The organism is Terriglobales bacterium (assembly GCA_035561515.1).
GTDB lineage: Bacteria > Acidobacteriota > Terriglobia > Terriglobales > Acidobacteriaceae > DATMXP01.
Genome location: DATMXP010000023.1, coordinates 178,771 through 194,196, shown reverse-complemented (window position 1 = coordinate 194,196; position 15,426 = coordinate 178,771). Strand labels below are relative to the sequence as shown.

General features: G+C 56.5%; 12 protein-coding genes and 1 tRNA gene. 11 read left to right on the top strand and 2 right to left on the bottom strand.

Annotated elements, in window-relative coordinates; all coding sequences use genetic code 11:
- Positions 1-846 precede the first annotated feature (846 nt).
- Positions 847-1,347, top strand: a complete 501-nt coding sequence (locus VN577_11115; GenBank protein HWR15373.1) for a hypothetical protein — start codon at positions 847-849, stop codon at positions 1,345-1,347.
- 193 nt (positions 1,348-1,540) lie between these two features.
- Here the strand turns inward: VN577_11115 and VN577_11110 are convergent, their stop codons facing one another.
- Positions 1,541-1,870 carry a hypothetical protein gene (locus VN577_11110; protein ID HWR15372.1) on the bottom strand — a complete coding sequence of 110 codons (330 nt, stop codon included), beginning with the start codon at positions 1,868-1,870 and terminating at the stop codon, positions 1,541-1,543.
- Positions 1,871-1,994: 124 nt separating this feature from the next.
- On the opposite strand from VN577_11110, the gene hutU reads away from it, so the two are divergent.
- The 8 genes from hutU to VN577_11070 all read left to right on the top strand — a co-directional run bounded on the left by hutU (position 1,995) and on the right by VN577_11070 (position 10,612).
- Complete coding sequence (gene hutU / locus VN577_11105) at positions 1,995-3,674, top strand: urocanate hydratase (protein HWR15371.1); 1,680 nt, start codon at positions 1,995-1,997, stop codon at positions 3,672-3,674.
- Positions 3,675-3,676: 2 nt separating this feature from the next.
- On the top strand, positions 3,677-4,186 hold the full coding sequence (locus tag VN577_11100) for a DinB family protein (GenBank protein HWR15370.1): 510 nt from the start codon (positions 3,677-3,679) through the stop codon (positions 4,184-4,186).
- On the top strand, positions 4,187-5,443 hold the full coding sequence (hutI, locus tag VN577_11095; GenBank protein ID HWR15369.1) for an imidazolonepropionase: 1,257 nt from the start codon (positions 4,187-4,189) through the stop codon (positions 5,441-5,443).
- 149 nt (positions 5,444-5,592) lie between these two features.
- Positions 5,593-5,668 (top strand) — tRNA-Phe (locus tag VN577_11090).
- A gap of 146 nt (positions 5,669-5,814) precedes the next feature.
- Entirely contained in the window at positions 5,815-6,399 is a 585-nt protein-coding gene (locus VN577_11085) for a sigma-70 family RNA polymerase sigma factor (protein ID HWR15368.1), read from the top strand.
- 136 nt (positions 6,400-6,535) lie between these two features.
- Positions 6,536-7,216, top strand: a complete 681-nt coding sequence (locus VN577_11080; GenBank protein HWR15367.1) for a zf-HC2 domain-containing protein — start codon at positions 6,536-6,538, stop codon at positions 7,214-7,216.
- A gap of 43 nt (positions 7,217-7,259) precedes the next feature.
- Positions 7,260-8,105: a choice-of-anchor P family protein gene (locus VN577_11075; GenBank protein ID HWR15366.1), complete on the top strand. Its 846-nt coding sequence runs from the start codon at positions 7,260-7,262 to the stop codon at positions 8,103-8,105.
- Positions 8,106-8,134: 29 nt separating this feature from the next.
- On the top strand, positions 8,135-10,612 hold the full coding sequence (locus VN577_11070) for a CHAT domain-containing protein (protein ID HWR15365.1): 2,478 nt from the start codon (positions 8,135-8,137) through the stop codon (positions 10,610-10,612).
- On the opposite strand, the gene VN577_11065 is transcribed toward VN577_11070, so the two are convergent.
- On the bottom strand, positions 10,609-11,037 hold the full coding sequence (locus tag VN577_11065) for a hypothetical protein (protein HWR15364.1): 429 nt from the start codon (positions 11,035-11,037) through the stop codon (positions 10,609-10,611). The two genes, VN577_11070 and VN577_11065, sit on opposite strands and share 4 nt — an antisense overlap.
- A gap of 224 nt (positions 11,038-11,261) precedes the next feature.
- Between VN577_11065 and VN577_11060 the strand changes: the two genes are divergently transcribed.
- Positions 11,262-11,699 (top strand): hypothetical protein, encoded by a 438-nt coding sequence (locus VN577_11060; GenBank protein HWR15363.1) that lies wholly within the window; start codon positions 11,262-11,264, stop codon positions 11,697-11,699.
- A gap of 238 nt (positions 11,700-11,937) precedes the next feature.
- A complete protein-coding gene (locus VN577_11055) occupies positions 11,938-15,408 on the top strand; it encodes a carboxypeptidase regulatory-like domain-containing protein (GenBank protein ID HWR15362.1) in 3,471 nt (1,156 codons plus the stop codon).
- The last annotated feature ends 18 nt before the right edge of the window (positions 15,409-15,426 follow it).

Below are 15,426 nucleotides of genomic sequence, written 5' to 3'. Positions count from 1 at the left end.
GAAAACAAAGCAGTTACGAGAGCGTGAAATTCTACATATATGAAAACAAAGGGCCTGTAATTCCTTTGAAATCAAGAGGATACAGCTTGTATATGAAAACAAAGGAGTTAAATAAACAAGTCGTTAGTTGTTAGTCGTTGGTCGTTGGCAAAAGCTTTCTTCCTGAAGACTTTGCGTGACTTATAGAGATTCTTCCACCTCCGCTTCACTTCGTTTCGGCGTCAGGGCCAGAATGACAAACCCAAGTACAGAGGTTCTTCGGCTGCGCCTCAGAATGACAAAACAAAAACAAACGGTGGTGAGACGGAAAATTCGTCTTCACCGCCTACATTTTCAGGATAGCAATTGGGGTGGGGGCATCATGCCAAGGTTTGGGAATTTATTTTGCGAGCGTTATCAGGACTTTGCGGGGAAAAGGGCTCGGTGACCCCCTTGACATAGGACGGAGCGGATTGTGCCGAAATGGGAAAGACAGAATCCACCACAGAGACACAGAGGCACAGAGACTTGAATAGGAAAGTAGTCGGACTCACGCTGGTGGTAGTCCGGCCCTTTCGGCACAGAACGCCGAAAGGACCGGGCAGCCAAATCAGTCCTAACGCGGGGTCCGGCCGCCCGCCGCGTTGGTGGAGTGAAATCCGCCCGACCCCAGCCTTACGCCGCTTCGGGGCTAAAGGATGAGGCACCCGCCGAGTTTAACGTCATGGTTTCACCGGGGCCCACTCGCCCCCATTACATGAACCTCAGCCCGGCCACCAGCCGGGCATTAACGTTTCGTCAATTTTGTTGGCCTGTAGGGAACATTAACGCCCGTTCACACGTAAGTCTCTGGCAGGAGAACATTACGTGGCTGACGCAAAGCGCCAATTGGGGAATCGCCTCGCTATTATTCCTGCCCTCATCTACTTTCTGGTTGCTTATGTGCTCGTGACGATTATGGCAGCTACTGTGTCCCAGACCTACGCGGCCATCAATCACTCCCCCGGTCCGCAGCCGGGTGAGAGTATTTTGCGGGCGCCTGCCTTCGTGGCCACGGTTCCTTATCACGTGCTGATTATGTTTCTCGTATGGCCGGTATTTGCCTGGCTGTATTTCCGCAAGCGTCGTCCGTTAAACGCGCAGCAGGAACGCAAGCAGACTCTTCAGCTCGCCATGCTCTGGCTGGTGTCTGCCATGCTGGTTGATTTCGTCGGTTTTGTCGTGATCAAGAACCAGTGGTCGCTGACTCCGCACGAATTCTACGTCGAATACCAGCCGTGGATCAGTTTGATCTACCTGGCAATCTTCCTGAGCCCGTGGATCCGGCTGGGACTTTCGCACATGTTTGGTTCTCGCCGGTTGGCTTAAAACTGACAGTCAGAGGAATTCCTGAATTCCATAATGGGAAGACAGGATAGCGGTGCTGCGCACCGCCAGGGGCAAGACTCTAGCGGGCGCTAACCCAAGGCTTACGCCTTGGGCTCCCACTTGTGACACCTCGCCTGCCGGCGAGATTAATGCCCTCTCTTGGGGATGAAAACAGTCGGCCTAGACGCCGGCGCTACGGTTTGGGTTTGGCGGACTCGATTTTTTCGCGGGCGTCGCAGCGGTCGAGGATGGTTTGGAGGCGGTCGAGGCGGAGCTTGAGGTTGTCGTGGAGATCCTGCCAGGCGTCGGCGTTGACCTGAAGGGCGTTGCGGACCTCGAAGTCACGAATGGTTCCGGCGGAGTTGCGCATGGTAATGATGCGGTTCTGCATGCGCGCGATGAGAGCACGGGTGTCGGTGAGTTCGCCTTGGAGTTCGGGACGATCGGGGCAGGGGGATGGTTTCGGCGGAGTCTGGGCGGCGGCGGAGAGAGTGAGGAGCAGGAGGAGGAGTGCGGCTTTCATGGGGATAGTTTAGTCCTATTGGATAGTTAATAAACTCGGTGCTTCGCACCGAGCACACAGGCGAGGGCGCCTGTGTCCACACGGTTCTTGCTTGCGGGATTCGGGGCTACTACCATGACTGCTTATGCCAGTTGAAACCGAAGTGAGCCCTCATACCTACACGAAGATCAAAGCCCCGCGCGGAACGGCGCTTTCCTGTAAAGGATGGAACCAGGAAGCCGCGATGCGCATGCTGATGAACAACCTTGATGAAGAGGTTGGGGAGCGTCCGCAAGACCTGGTGGTTTATGGCGGAACGGGACGGGCCGCGCGGAGTTGGGAATGCTACGAGGCGATTGTGCGCTCGTTGAAGTCGCTGGACAACCACGAGACCTTGCTGGTGCAGTCGGGCAAGCCCGTGGGGATTTTCAAGACGCATGAGTACGCGCCGCGAGTGCTGATCGCGAACTCGAACCTGGTGGGTCATTGGTCGAACTGGGAGAAGTTCAACGAACTGGAGCGCGCCGGACTAATGATGTACGGGCAGATGACGGCGGGCTCGTGGATCTACATTGGGTCGCAGGGAATTGTGCAGGGCACGTTCGAGACGTTTGCGGCCGCGGCCGAGAAGCACCTGGGCGGATCGCTGGAAGGGAAGTTGGTGGTGAGCGGCGGCATGGGCGGCATGGGTGGAGCTCAGCCACTAGCGGCGACGATGAACGGCGCAGCGTTCCTGGGGATTGATGTCGATCCAGAGCGGATCAAGAAGCGTCTGAAGACTGGCTATTGCGACTTCATGGTGAACACGCTGGATGAGGCGTTGCGAATCCTGAAGAACGCGGTGCGGAAGAAGGAAGCGGTGTCGGTGGGGCTGGTGGGGAATTGCGCGGACGTGATTCCGGAACTGGCCGAGAGAGGCGTGATTCCGGATTTGTTGACGGACCAGACGTCGGCGCATGATCCGCTGAATGGATATGTTCCCAACGGAATGAGCCTTGAGGCGGCGTTGGAGCTGCGGAAGAGCAATCCGAAGGCGTACCTGGACAAGTCGCTGGATGCGATGGCGCGGCATGTGGAAGGCATGCTGAAGCTACAGAAGATGGGCGCGGTGACGTTCGACTATGGGAATAACATCCGAACATTTGCGCATCAGCGCGGAGTGGCGAACGCGTATGACTTTCCGGGGTTTGTGCCTGCGTACATCAGGCCGCTGTTCTGCGAAGGACGCGGGCCGTTCCGGTGGGCGGCACTGTCGGGCGAGCCTTCGGATATTGCCGTAACCGATGACCTGGTGCTGGAGATGTTTCCGGAGAACCGCATTCTGAGCCGGTGGATCGATCTGGCGCGGAAGCGGATCAAGTTCCAGGGCCTTCCGGCGCGTATCTGCTGGCTGGGATATGGCGAGCGAGCGCAGTTCGGGCTAGCGATTAACGATCTAGTGAAGAAAGGGAAGATCAAGGCACCGATCGTGATTGGACGCGATCATCTGGATTGCGGATCGGTGGCGTCGCCGTATCGCGAGACGGAGAGCATGAAGGATGGGTCGGACGCGGTGGCGGACTGGCCGTTGCTGAATGCGCTGCTGAATACGGCGTCGGGTGCTTCGTGGGTGTCGATTCATAACGGCGGCGGAGTTGGGATTGGCTATTCGCAGCACGCGGGGCAAGTCACCGTTGCCGACGGAACGGACGCGATGGCGAAACGGATCGAACGGGTGCTGACGAATGATCCGGGGATCGGCGTGGCGCGTCACGTGGATTCGGGATACGACGAGGCGAAGGAGTTCGCGGGTGAGAAGGGGATCAAGATCCCGATGAAGGGCTAACGATGATGATTGCGCAATCGATGTTGCCGGAATTCGATCACGAGATGGCGAACACACGGAAGGCGCTGGAGCGCGTGCTGGATGAAAAGTTTGGATGGAAGCCGCATGAGAAGTCTCCGACGATGGGATGGCTGGCCGGGCATCTGGCGAATATTCCATCGTGGGTGAAGAGCACGCTGGAGAGCGATTCGCTCGACCTGGAGCCTGCGGGTGGAGAACCGCCGCGAACGCGGGTTCCGGCGAATCGGGCCGAAGTGCTGAAGGCTTTCGACGAAAACGTGAAGGCGGCGCGAGAGAAGATTGCCGCGACGTCGGATGCGCAGATGATGGAGAACTGGTCGTTGCTGAAGCGCGGGCAGAAGCTGATGACGCTGCCGAAGGTGGCGGTACTGCGGACGTGGGTGATGAACCACAACATTCATCATCGGGCGCAATTGGGAGTGTATCTGCGGCTGAATGATGTGCCGGTTCCGGCGATCTATGGGCCGTCTGCCGATGAGGCGCCGTTCTAGATGGAATCGCTCTTACTTACGAACATCAATCAATTGCTCACGATGCGTGGTGCGGATGGGCCGCGTCGGGGTGGGGATCTGCGCCAAGTTGGCCTGATTGAAGATGCCGCGGTGCTTTGCGCGGGTGGGCGGATTGTTTCGGTCGGCACGCGGAAGGAAGCGAATCGGGATGCGTGGCTGAAGAACGGAAGTGTCATCGAAGTTGACTGTCGTGGTGGCGTGGTGCTGCCGGGGTTCGTGGATTCGCATACGCATCCGGCGTTCATGCAGCCGAGGCTGGTGGATTTCGAGAAGCGAATTGAAGGCGCGACGTACGAGGAGATCGCCGAGGCGGGCGGAGGGATCCGGTCGAGTATCGCGGGCGTGCGCGAGGCGAAGCGGAAGGAGTTGGCGGAGAAGGTTGTGGCGGCGCTGAACCAGATGTCGGCGGAAGGAACGACGACGGTGGAGGCGAAGTCGGGGTACGGGTTGAGTGCGGAGTCGGAGATCAAGTCGCTGGAGGCGATTCGGGATTCGGCTAAGAAGTGGCCGGGGACATTGGTGCCGACGCTGCTGGGTGCGCACGTGGTTCCGCCGGAGTACAAAGGCGATCCGGATGAGTATGTGCGAGTCGTGTGCGAGGAGTTGATTCCGCAAGTCGCGAAGAAGAAGCTCGCGAAGTTCGTGGATGTGTTCTGCGAGCGGGGTGCATTTTCGCTGGAGCAGTCGGAGAGGATTCTGGCGGCGGCGGTGTCGAACGGATTGGAAACGCGGGCGCACGTGTGGCAGTTGAGTCCGGCGAAACTGGATTCGCTGTATGAGTACAAGCCGGCCTCGTTCGATCACTTGGACTTCATGGACGACGCGGACATCGCGACGCTGGCGAAATCGGATACGGTGGCAACATTGGTGCCAGGAGCGAACTTCTTCCTGGGGCTAAAGCAGTATCCGCCGGCGAGGAAGTTGATTGATGCTGGAGCGGCGGTCGCTCTGGCGACGGATTTTAATCCGGGAACGTCACCGACAGTGAGTATGCCGTTTGTGTTGTCGCTGGCGTGCACGCATATGAAGATGACGCCGGCGGAAGGTATTGCGGCGGCGACGATTAATGGCGCGTGGTCACTGCGGATGGCGGATCGGAAGGGAAGCGTTGAGCCGGGGAAAGATGCGGACCTGGCGATCTTTGGGGTGAAGGATTATCGGGAGATTCCGTATTGGTTTGCATCGGAGACGTGCTCGGGTGTGATGATGAATGGCGAGTTGCGACTGAAGGTATAGCATTCCACAAGCGGGATTTGGAGTAAATCGGGGTGAGTTGTTACAATTGCTGAGTCCGTTAGCAGACACATCCCAGCCAAGGCATTCGCAGCCGATGGCGTAACGGACGGCCTTGCAGTCCTGCGCGACTTCCTAGCGCAAACAAGCGTGGCCAGGTAGCTCAGCTGGTAGAGCAGCGGACTGAAAATCCGCGTGTCGGCGGTTCGATTCCGTCCCTGGCCACCATCAGAATTCCGTTAAATCAGTCTCCTAAGTGCCATTGCATTCGGCATGTCGGCCGATTTGCGTGGGCACACGTGGCAAAAAGCATTCTCTACCTTTGCCTACGTGGCAGCGCAAATTTATACTCAGTCGTTTGATCCCGAGGACATGTGGAACTCTTTTCGTTCGATCGGCCTTATCTAGAGCGCTTGCGGGCGGGAGACCCCGCTACTGAAGGCCATTTCGTGTCCTATTTCAGCGATCTAGTCCTGATCAAACTGCGCGCCCGTTATCTCGCGGCGGATGCTATCGAAGACATTCGGCAGGAAACGTTCCTGCGAGTGCTGACAGCAATCCGAAAAGACGGTGGTGTACAGCAGCCAGAGCGGCTAGGTGCGTTCGTGAATTCGGTCTGCAACAACATTCTTTTAGAGCACTATCGATCGAGCAACCGGCACGAGCAGGCCGATGAAGACACTCAGGAAATTCCCGATAAGACGATCGACCTTGATGGTCAATTGATATCCGAACAGGCGCAGTCAAGTGTGCGCCAGGTTCTGGAGAGGCTTTCGCGCAAGGATCAGGACCTAATACGAGCCGTGCTGCTGGACGAAGGAAATAAGGACCAGATATGCCAGAGCCTGGGGATCGACCGGGATTACCTTCGGGTACTGGTGCACCGTGCCAAGCAGAACTTTAAGTCCTGTTATGAGAAGACGATTGCCGCCCAGGGCCGGAGAGTAAAAACATTATGAAACGGTCAGCCGGATTCCGACACTATCTACCAGACGCGCACTTGGTGCTTCCCGGGTTGCGAAATGGGGGAGTAGCGATCCGGGGGCACCGTTTTTTGGCGACTTGGCGAAAAAGCGCCACAGGAAAGCAGTGAAAATGGACCATTCTGAAGCCATCCAGATGCAAGCTGCCGAACGATACCTGCTTGGCGAATTGAGCGCTGAACAGAGAGATCAGTTCGAGGAGCACTTTTTCGGCTGCATGGAATGCGCAAGCGACATCCGGAATGGCGCTGTGCTTCTGGATAATGCGCGCCATGTGCTTACGCACGAAGCGGCTCCCATGCAGACGGTATTGGTGCCGACGACTGGCACTCGTGGCTGGCTTGCCTGGTTGAGACCGGCGTGGGGTTTTGCGGCCGCGGTTGTGGTGCTTGCCGGAGTGCTCTCGTATCAGAATCTGGTGACGATTCCCTCACTCAAGCGATCGACCTCGCAGCCACAGACGTTAGCTTCTTTTTCACTGGTAACAGCCGGCTCACGCAGCGGCGGAGCGGCTGAGATTCTCGCGCCGAAAGATCGCCCATTCGGGCTCTATATAGATATTCCCGCCAAGGAATCGTTTGCGTACTATACGGTGGACCTTCAGACGGAATCGGGGCAACGTCCAGTCCGGGTGCAGGTTTCCGCCGAGCAAGCTAAGGACACCGTCCAGATCCTGATACCTGCCGGCGCAATCGAACCTGGAAACGCCACGCTGGTGGTGGAGGGTCACGCGGGACAAAATCCTGCGGCGACCGAAATTGCACGATACCCACTTACGATTCGATTCCAATAGGTCTGTTCAGTAGTTTGTAAATCAAACTGATTGGCAGGCGACAATGGCGAAAACTTTTTACTTTCATGGCTTGGGTGTCGGGTTGGGGGGAGTTGTAACTCGACCCTTTCAGCAACTCATCGATTCAAGAGCAGCAACTTCTCTTCCGATAACAGGCGGCAAAGCCTCGGCAAGCTCGGGGAAGCATGCCGTTCCAGACCTTAAAGATCCCGAATGTGCAGGGCTCCCGGAAGTGGTGACGATCGAGAGTGCTCTCACAGAAATCACAGGGACTCTGGACAACGACGGTGTCTATCGTACGCGGGTAGCCGCCAGCGTTACGGGGCTGAATGTGCTCGGGATTGTCACCGCAGATAGCGTAGTCGCAGACCTTCTATCGGAGCATTATCCGGGCGAGAACGAACCGCGAATCAGCGTTTCCGGCAGCACGATCACCAATCTGCAGGTACAGGGGCAACCGGTCACGGTAGACTTCGACGATGCGCTGTTCAATAATCTGAACACTTACAACGCGTTCAAGAATGAATTCGACCGGAACCCTACGTTCAAGAAAGACATACGGCGGCGCTTCTTATGGGGCGACCTCCAACCGGACGAAGTTCCTGCCTGCTTAAAGGAACAATACGCGTTTACTGAGAAGCAGAAGTCGTTGCCGGAAGCGAAGGGAATCGTTCCGTGTTCGGTGGTCAAAGGCGCCTCGGGAAAGAGCAGTTTTCAGACTTACCGCCATGTCCTGGTAATCCCGGACTTCGGAGTTCTATTTCTCGGGGAACTCTTGATGGAGAAGGACGCCCGCACTTTGACGATGATGCGATTCAAGCTCGGATCCCCGGTGGAGGGGGATTTAACAGTGGCAAGCGGCGGCGCAAATGGATCTACCTGGCCATAAGCAGCCTGGCTCTTCTGATCCTGTTGGGCGTGTTTCTGGCCAGACAACAGAAGAAAGTTTCCGCTGATTCCTTGTATCAACAGGGGCGCTCAGCTCTCGAGCGCGGCGAACTGACGGTCGCGGAAGAACTCGCCAATCAAGGATACAAACAATACGGTTCCAAGTCAGTTGAGTGGTCATGGCGCTTCCGCGTACTCAGCGCGGAAGCGCTGGTATGGCGCGGGATAAGTAAGGACGCCTTACCGCTAATCAATGAGGAGCCGCCGGCCAGCCTGTCTTTCGAAACTCTCACACGAAGGAAACTCGTACTCGGCCTGGCGGAATGCTTTCTACAGCACTTCGAAGAGGCCGACAGGCTTCTTGCCGAAGCAGCAGTTCTTGCTTCCGAACACCAGCCAGTTTTGATGGGAGATGTATTCCTGGCGCAAGGTGTGACGGCTGTCGTGAGAAGCAATTATCCGTTAGCGGAGCAATCCTTCCAAAAGGCGCTTTCGATTGGTCGCTCGCAGAATCGGTTGTTACTTCAGGCAAGCGCGCTCGGCAATCTTGGGATCGTCAGCACACGCACGCAACGTTACGACGAAGCCATTGACCGCTACGCTGAATCGCTGCGAGTTTCGGAAGCGCTAGGTAACCGCGCGTCGATCGCCAAGGTCATGGGGAATCTTGGATGGTGCTACCTAATGCTGGGCGATCTGGAGCGAGCCCAGGATCTGCTTCAAAAGGCAGAACGGTTATCAGCTGAATTGGGATCTTTCAAAGACCAGCAGGTTTGGCTGGCCAATCTGGGGACCGTCTACTCGATGAACCGGCAGTATGAGGCGGCCGAAGAAAAGCTCCGAGAAGCACTGGACATCGCAAGGAAGCTTCAGAACAAGGCTCTGGAAGCAATCACATTGAACGAGATGACGCGCGTTGCCATCACGACGAAAAACTTCAAGCAAGCGGCCGAATACAACGCGCAGGCTGAGCAGCTAAATCGAATCGCCGATGATCGAACGTATGCGCTGTACTCGGTCTTCTACCGGGCAGAAATCGCAGCGGGGCAAGGCGATCTCCGCGATGCCGAACAACACTTTCAGCGGGTGATCAACGACTCGGCGGAAAACTTGTCTTTGCGTTGGGAAGCTCAGGCAGCTCTAGCAAAAGGTCTCGCCGAAGCCGGTTTGCCGATGCAAGCGGAAGGTCAATTCCGGAAAGCGCTGGCGGGAATCGATGAAGCCCGATCCTCGCTCTCGAAGGAGGAATATCGTCTTTCGTTTCTGAATACTGCCACGGAGTTTTACGACAACTACATTGATTTCCTGATCTCACGAGGAAGGATCGAAGACGCACTTGCCGTTGCGGAACACAGCCGCGCGCAGACACTTGCGGAAGGCTTAGGAATCAAGTCGCCCTCGACTGGGAGATTGGAGCCAAGCGACATCGCTCGACGTCAGGGAGCAGTCATTCTTGCGTACTGGTTGAAGCCCGAACGTTCCTATTTATGGGCGATCACCGCGGCGAAGATTGAGCTTTTCTCGTTACCGGCCGATTCCGAGATCAATGCGCTGGTGCGGAATTATCGGAAAGCGCTGACCGGGCCACGCGATCCCTTGGAAACTGCTAACCCTAGTGGCCAAGAATTATACAAATTGTTGGTTGGGCCGGCGGAGAAACTGATCGCGGCAGGCTCACGTGTGGTGGTGATTGCCGAAGGCTCATTGCACGAACTGAATTTTGAAACGCTTTTGGCGACCACACCCAAACTGCACTACTGGATAGAAGACGTCACGATTCGCAACGCCAACTCCTTGCTTCTGCTCGGTCCAGCGCTGGCAGTGCCAGATGGCAGAAACCCTAGCCTGCTGCTGATCGGCAATCCTGTGTCGCCCAGTAGTGAATTTCCGGCCCTTGAGCAGGCAGACGAGGAAATGCGCGATGTAGTTACGCACTTTGATCATAACCGAAAACTAGTGATTGAGGGCGCCAACGCCACGCCCGATGCATATCTCGCCAGCAGCCCTGAGAGATACTCGTACATACACTTTGTGGCTCACGCGACGGCGAGCCGCCTGAGTCCGCTGGATTCTGCTGTTGTCCTTTCTCGCCGTGGCGATGCTTACAAGCTGTACGCCCGTGAGATCGTCCAGAAGCCATTGACAGCCGACCTAGTGACAATCTCCGCGTGCTACGGCTCGGGCAACCGGGCCTACAGCGGCGAGGGATTGGTAGGCTTGTCGTGGGCGTTTCTTCGCGCTGGAGCACGCAACGTAATCGCAGCCCTTTGGGAGGCGAACGACGCTTCCACGCCTCAGTTGATGGATACCATGTACAACGGCCTGAGCCGGGGTGAAGATCCGGCTACTGCATTGAGAACAGCAAAGCTTGAGATGATGAAATCGAACAACGTGTTTCGGCGTCCTTTTTATTGGGCGCCGTTTCAGTTGTATGTGGCAACCGGGTTCAACGGAAGGCCGCATTCCGCCAATCCGAGCATTCCGGCTGCCACGAAAAATCCAACCTAAGCGGTGGCTTGAGAGGAAGCGTCGGGAATGTAGCGGGAGGTCGCGGATGCGTTGATGGTTACCGGCTGCACAATGGCTGGTCCGTTCGGCAAAACACTGGCAGTTAGACGACCGCCTCCTGATGACGGCGTAATAAACCAGAAGCGAACCATTACCACGCCCTGTGCGTCCTGCACGCGCGCGGGAACATCGACTGGAGGCGGCTGGATGATCAAGGACGACAAGCCGCGGGCACTCATCTCAAAAGGATCGTGCGAAATGCAGACCCTCACGTTCTCGTAAGCGACGCACTCATTATTCTGCAAAAACAAGAGCACGGCATACCTGTGATTCGGCTCAAGCTCCGCAGCCGCCACCGGCACGGTCACCTTGGCTTCCAAATCCAGAAACTGCATACACTGGCCTGATGCAACCAAAAACTGCATTCGATTCTCCGTCGAGCAAGCCATGGCACATCGGCATATGTCGTTGGGCGTGCTCAACAGAGTAGTGAAGCAGGGTGGCAGATCGTTTCAGCGATTGTTAAAAAAGTTCAAGGGGCTGCGGTATCCGTTTTGCGGGCCGCGCGGGGAGATTCGATCCTGTTGGGTCCCGGGCTGCTTGTTGCTCGTGGTAAGTTGAAGATGTCACTTCAAAGTGAGGTGAAGCCATGAACTATCAGGTGCCAAAGCCACTGCGTTCCAATGTCGCGTTCCTTCTCCGGGTTGCGGGAGAGCGAGCCATCGAACTGGTGGACCGTGAACTGTTACCGACAGGCTTTCATAGCAGGCATGCTGCCATTCTTGCCCTGGCCGAGGACCAGACGCTTAACCAGAATATGATCGCCGAGGCTACCCGGACTCATCCCAACGCAGTGATCGGGCTGATCGACGCGCTCGAACAGAGGTCCATGGCACGACGGGAGCAGAACCCCCTGAACCGAAGAGAATACCTGGTGCGGATAACGCCGGAAGGCAAGAAATTGCTTCGGCAGATGGAACGAGCCACCGGTAAGGCGCTGGGAAAATTTACCGACCATCTCAGCGACGCTGAAAAGGCGGACTTTGATCGACTCCTGCTGAAGTGCATCGAGGCGTGGCACGGGTAGGAGGCGAGGCCTCGTAGGGCAGCCCAGATTTTTTCCACAAGAACTTAAAAAGATGCTGGACTTCGGTTCGGGATGGTGATAACTTCCTGCCGCGGTTAGATAACCACCTTAGCAGATAATCACACACTGTGATGGATGGTTAACGGCTGCATCGATTGTCCCAGTGCGGTGCACTTGCCATGGCACGGCCGATACCCCGCGGACTCTGCCGTGCTTCACTGCATCGCTAGGAGGTGGCGTGAAGAAGATACTGTCCATCGTTGCCCTCATCGCCCTGCTCACTACCTGCATGTTCTCCCAGAACGTGACGAGTTCGGTGAAGGGTACTGTCGTTGATCCCAACGGAGCGCTGATTCCAGGCGCAACCTGCCAGCTTGCGAACCGGGCGACAGGGAGTTCACTTGAGGTTCAATCGGATGCCAACGGCTTATTCACTTTCCTGAATGTGCTGGCTGGCGATTACACCTTGCGGATCGAAGCGAAGGGTTTCAAGCCTGCTGAGATGGCGCTCAATATTTCAGCGAGCCAGATTCGCACTGTCGGCGACATCAAACTAACCATCGGAGCCGGTTCGGAAACCGTGACCGTCACCGATGAAGCGGCCCAGATCCAATTGGCGAGCGCGGAGAAATCGGGCACGATTTCCGCCAACCAGCTGGAAAATCTTGCAGTCAAGGGCCGTGACGTATTCACGGTTCTTTCGGTCATTCCCGGTGTTGTCGACAACGGGACGGCACAGCGCGTTATCTCGGCGCCTACACAAGTCGGCGGCACCGTGATTAATGGCGGCCGCGATAGTCAAAAGAATTTCACGGTCGACGGCATCACCAACCTGGATACCGGTTCCAACCAGACGACCCATTACACCACTACCCCAGACTCGATCCAGGAAATCCGCGTTCTTACTTCGAACTACCAAGCCGAGTACGGACGCAGCGCCGGCGGCGCAATCACAGTCATTACCAAGAGCGGCACCCAGAATTTCCACGGCACCGGCTACTACTATGGACGTAACGAAAGCCTGAACGCCACGAGTTGGGATGCACACCACTACAAATACCCAATTCCAAAGAGCGTCGAGAGAGCCGGTATCAAGGGCTTCAGCTTAGGCGGCCCAATCTTTATCCCAGACAAATTCAATAGCAAAAAAGACAAGTTGTTCTTCTTCGTGTCGGAAGAATGGAGCCATTGGAAGCAGCCTGCGTCCACGAAGGTGGTGACGGTTCCGACGTTGGCGGAGAGGAATGGTGACTTTTCGCAGAGTCGTGACAGTTCGGGTGCGTTGATCACGGTCATCGATCCGCTGACGCACGCGCAGTTTCCCGGAAATATCATTCCGACGGACCGGATCAGCCAGATGGGGCAGGACATCCTCAAGTTCTTCCCCGAGCCGAATTACACGAACCCGCAAGGCGCTTATCTGGGGAACTACATTTCCCAGTACAGCGGAAACTACAACCGTCGTTCGGACATGTTCCGCATCGACGCCAACATCACTCCAACTTTGAGCGCGTATTTCCGGTTCAACAACGACATGGACGAACAGAATCAGCCCTGGGGCAACTGGGTGACCAGTATGAACTGGGTGCTGTCGGACATTTCGTTCAATCAGCCGGGACACGGCTACAACCTGCACGTAACCAAGGTATTTTCACCCACCCTGGTGAACGACTTCGCATTCGGCAAGAGCTACAACCACCTGACGGCATTCCCGAGCGATGCAAGCAAATGGCAGCGTTCACAGCTCGGAATACCCGACTGGTACGGTAATGCGGATTACCTGCCGAACATTGCGTTTGGATCCCGTCACTACACGCCGGCAAATATCAGCGTGATTGGGTCGTTCCCGTACGACAACTGGAACGACATTTACACCATCGTTGACAACCTCAGCATGGTGCGGGGCAAACACAACCTTAAGTTCGGCTTCTACTTCGAGCGTGACGGGAAGGTGTCTCCTTTGTGGAGCACTTATCGTGGGACGCTGTCATTCGGCCATTCGGCATTGAATCCGATCAGCGCCAACGACGGCTTTGCGAATGCCATGCTGGGTATCGTTAACTCATTCCAGCAGAGCACGCAGGGCGGCAGTGGCGACTGGTGGTTTAACAATCTTGAATGGTACGTGCAGGACAACTGGAAGTTGACCTCACGGCTGACGCTCGATGCCGGACTCCGCTTCTACCACATGGGGCCAGTGGTCGATTACAGCAATAAGATGTCGACCTTCAACCCTGCTTTATACGATCGGACGAAAGCACCGCGCTTGTATCAACCCGTGATGCAGGGCGGAAATCGCGTAGGTTACGACGCTGTAACGAACACCTATGTTCCTCGTGTCGCCATCGGGGCGATGGTTCCGAACAGCGGTGACTTCAACAACGGCTCGTGTGCAGCGGGACAGAACGGTTGCCCCGAGGGCCTTGCTGAGTACTCGGCAATTGATGTCGGGCCTCGAATTGGACTGGCTTACGACGTGTTCGGCAACGGCAAAACGGCCCTGCACTTTGGAGGAGGTATCTTCAAAGACCGCGGATCGATTCTGCCTCCAGTCTATGCGACGGGCAGTGCGCCGATCGGATATACGTCGACTGCGTACTACACGACCCTGGATCAGTTGTCGGGAGCCACGGGTTATCGCTTCCCGAACGGCGGTTTCTGGACCTCCGGCGCGTGGGCGTTTTACGGCCGACTAAAGACCCCAACGACGACCAGCTACAGCTTCGGTATCCAACAGGAACTCCCCCAGAACGTCGTGGTGGATGTTTCGTACGTTGGAAACATTTCCCGGCACATCTGGATTAACAAGGACATCAACCCGATACCGGTGGGTGCCCGTTTCAATCCGGCTAATGCGGACCCGACGACCGGCGGCGTATTGCCGGACGACTTCTTCCGCACCTATCCGGGCTATACGGATGTGACGGCGCAGCTCTACGACGGAACGGCCAACTATAACGCTCTCCAGGTGAAAGCCGATCGCAGGTTCCGGAACGGCTTCCAGATCGGTGCGGCGTATACGTGGTCGAGAACCCTTGGTGTCGCCAGCGGCGATGGTGAAGCGGTAAGTTCGTACCTGAATCCTCGTGATTACAATTACGGACCGACTGGTTACGATCGCACGCACTCGCTGGTATTCAACTACTGGTACGAACTGCCGAAACTCGGCAAGGCCACGGGCAACTCTGTCCTGGGCTATTTCACGGACGATTGGTCGGTGAGCGGAATCACGAGCTTCATCAGCGGGTCGCCGGTTACGCCGTCGGTCTACTGGAACGACGGTCGTGACGTTACCGGCTCCACTGACGGTGCGCGCGGTGACATCATCGGCGATCCGTTCGCGAACATTCCCGCCGGCATGCAGTTCAATCCGGCAGCGTTCCGGGCAACGCCGAAGGGAACTTACGGCAACGTGAGTTTCGGCACTATTCGGCCAGGAGTTCTGCGCGGACCTGGAATCAATAACTGGGACATGACGCTGAGCAAGCGCGTACCGTTGGGCAACGAACGCCGTTACCTGCAGTTCAAGGCGGAAGCGTTCAATGTCTTCAATCACACGCAATACAAGTCGTTCAACAGCTCAGTAGCGTTTGATGCGACGAACAATCCGATCCTCGTGAAAGACACTGGCGGCAATTACGTCACTGGTGCCTACAACGCGGCTCGTGAACCTCGCAAGTTGCAGTACTCTGTGAAGCTGTTCTTTTAGCCGACCAGCTTGTTACAG